Raw genomic sequence first — 2,120 nt, 5'->3', positions numbered from 1 at the left:
GGCGCGGCGGCGCGGACCGGCGGCGGGGCGTCGAGCCGGGGCGGGTGGTGCGGCGGATGCCCCTCGGCGGCCTCCGCCAGCAGCAGCAGGGTGTCCAGCCGCCCGGCGTCGGGACGGGCGTACGGATCGTGGACCAGCAGCTCCTCCAGCACCGGGGCCAGCGGTCCGGCGTTCCGGGCGGGCGGCACCGGCTCGTCCAGCACGGCGGCGAGCGTGGCGAGATTGGTGAGGCGCCGCATGGGGCTGACGCCCTCGACCGCGACGTACAGCAGCATGCCCAGCGACCAGAGGTCGGCGGCGGGCAGGTCCTCCGCGCCGCGGATGCGCTCCGGGGCGACGTACTCGGGGGAGCCGATGACCTCGCCGGTCGGGGTCAGGGTCGGCGAGTCCTGCACGGCCGCTATGCCGAAGTCGGTGAGCACCGCGCTGCCGTCGGGCCGCAGCAGGACGTTGGACGGCTTGACGTCACGGTGGTGGACGCCCGCCGAGTGCGCGGCGGTGAGCGCGGACAGCAGCTCCCGGCCGATCCGGGCCGCCTCCGCCACGGGCAGCGGGCCGCCGGCGAGCCGGTCCTCCAGGGTCTTCGCCGGCAGCAGCTCCATGACCAGCCAGGGATACGGGTCGGCGTCCACGATGTGATGGATCGTCACCACATGCGGATGGCTGAGCCGGGCGAGGGCGCGGGCCTCGCGCAGCACCCGTTCGCGGAGCATGCGCGACAACCCGGAGTCGGCCTCGGCCGGCGCCGGGTCGAGCGGACGCACCTCCTTGAGCGCGACCTCGCGCTCCAGCGCGGAGTCGCGCGCCCGCCACACCGTCCCCATGCCGCCGCTGCCGAGCCGCTCCAGCAGCTCGAAACGCCCACCGATGATCTCTCCGGCCCCGCTCACTCGCCCGTCCCCTGCCGATCCGCCCGCTGGTCCGCCGCAACAACCCGGCATCCCCTGCCGCACACGCTCTGTGGAGAAGGGTATACAGAGAGTCAGACATGCGGGGGGCGGCGGGCCGTGTCGCGGGGCTCGCGTGCGGGTCCCGGGCGAGTCGTCCGGGGTGCCCGGGTGCCAAGTCCCGGTCTCCGGAGGCCGCGACCCGGATGCCGCGACCCGGATGCCGCGATCCTCGAAGCCGCGACCCGGATGATGTGACCCCCGAAGCCGCGCCCCCGGATGGAGCGGGCCGGCGGCTGTGTCCCCGGGAGCCACGGGCCGGAGGCTGCGGTTCCCGGGGCTGCGGTCCCGGGAGTCGCAGCCCCGGTGACCGCGGCTCCGGGGCCGGAGTCGCGGTCACCGGGACCGCGGCCGGGCCGCCCGGCCCGCGGTCAGCTGGCCCGGTACGCGAACCAGGCGTCGGACATCCGCTCGACCTGCCCCGGCGTGAACCGTGTCATGCAGGAGTCGTACGTGTAGTCCATGAAGTTCCGGACCGGGTCGGCGCCGTCGGCCGCGCAGGTGTCGCGGCCCACCGGGCACTCGAAGGCCGGGACCGCCTCGGCCGGTGTGTCGGCGACGTGGTCGCCCGGGTCCTCGCAGCCGCCCTGGAAGGTGTGGAAGAGGCCGAGCCAGTGGCCCACCTCGTGGGTCGCGGTGTCGCCCTCGTCGTAGTCCTCCGCAGAGCCGCCGGGCAGGGACGCGTCGAGGAGGACCACGCCGTCCAGGTACGGGGCCTCCGGGTAGGCGTCGGGGAAGGTGGCCCAGCCGAGCAGGTCGTCGCCGAGGTCCGCGCTGTACAGGTTCAGGGCGCCCGGACCGCCCTTGCGGAGCGAGGACTTCATGGCGTACTCGGTGGCGCCCCGCGGGGTCACGCCGCGGTACCAGTCGGCGTTGTCCGTGTAGTCCGTCCCGGCCAGCCGGAAGCGGAACCGGCTCGGGGTGTTGCCCTCGCCCGAGCCGTTGAACGCCTCGTTCAGCACGGTGATCTGGTCGGCGATCCGCTCACCGGTCAGCTTTCCGGCCGCGCCGTCGTGGATCACGTGGAAGTACACGCCGACCGTGGTGACCGGTGCGGCGCCGTGCGGCCCGCCGCGCCCGGCGTCGCGGAGGGCGCGGGTCCGCCGGTCCAGCTCCCGGTCCATGGCGGCGGCTTCGGCGGCGCTCACGGCGTTGGGCTCGTGGCCGTGGCCG

At 75.3% G+C, this 2,120-nt stretch carries 2 protein-coding genes; both read right to left on the bottom strand.

Annotation, left to right across the window (positions count from 1 at the left end; all coding sequences use genetic code 11):
• On the bottom strand, positions 1-941 hold a 941-nt coding region (locus GCU69_RS07025), incomplete at its 3' end, for a serine/threonine-protein kinase (RefSeq protein WP_156205424.1).
• Positions 942-1,318: 377 nt separating this feature from the next.
• Positions 1,319-2,120 (bottom strand): zinc metalloprotease (locus tag GCU69_RS07020; protein ID WP_156205423.1); only part of this gene is annotated, 802 nt, incomplete at its 5' end.

Origin of the sequence: Streptomyces lycii, from assembly GCF_009735685.1 — a bacterium.
GTDB lineage: Bacteria > Actinomycetota > Actinomycetes > Streptomycetales > Streptomycetaceae > Streptomyces > Streptomyces lycii.
The sequence above is the reverse complement of the archived record's forward strand: the minus strand, read 5'-3'. Positions and strand labels throughout refer to the sequence as shown.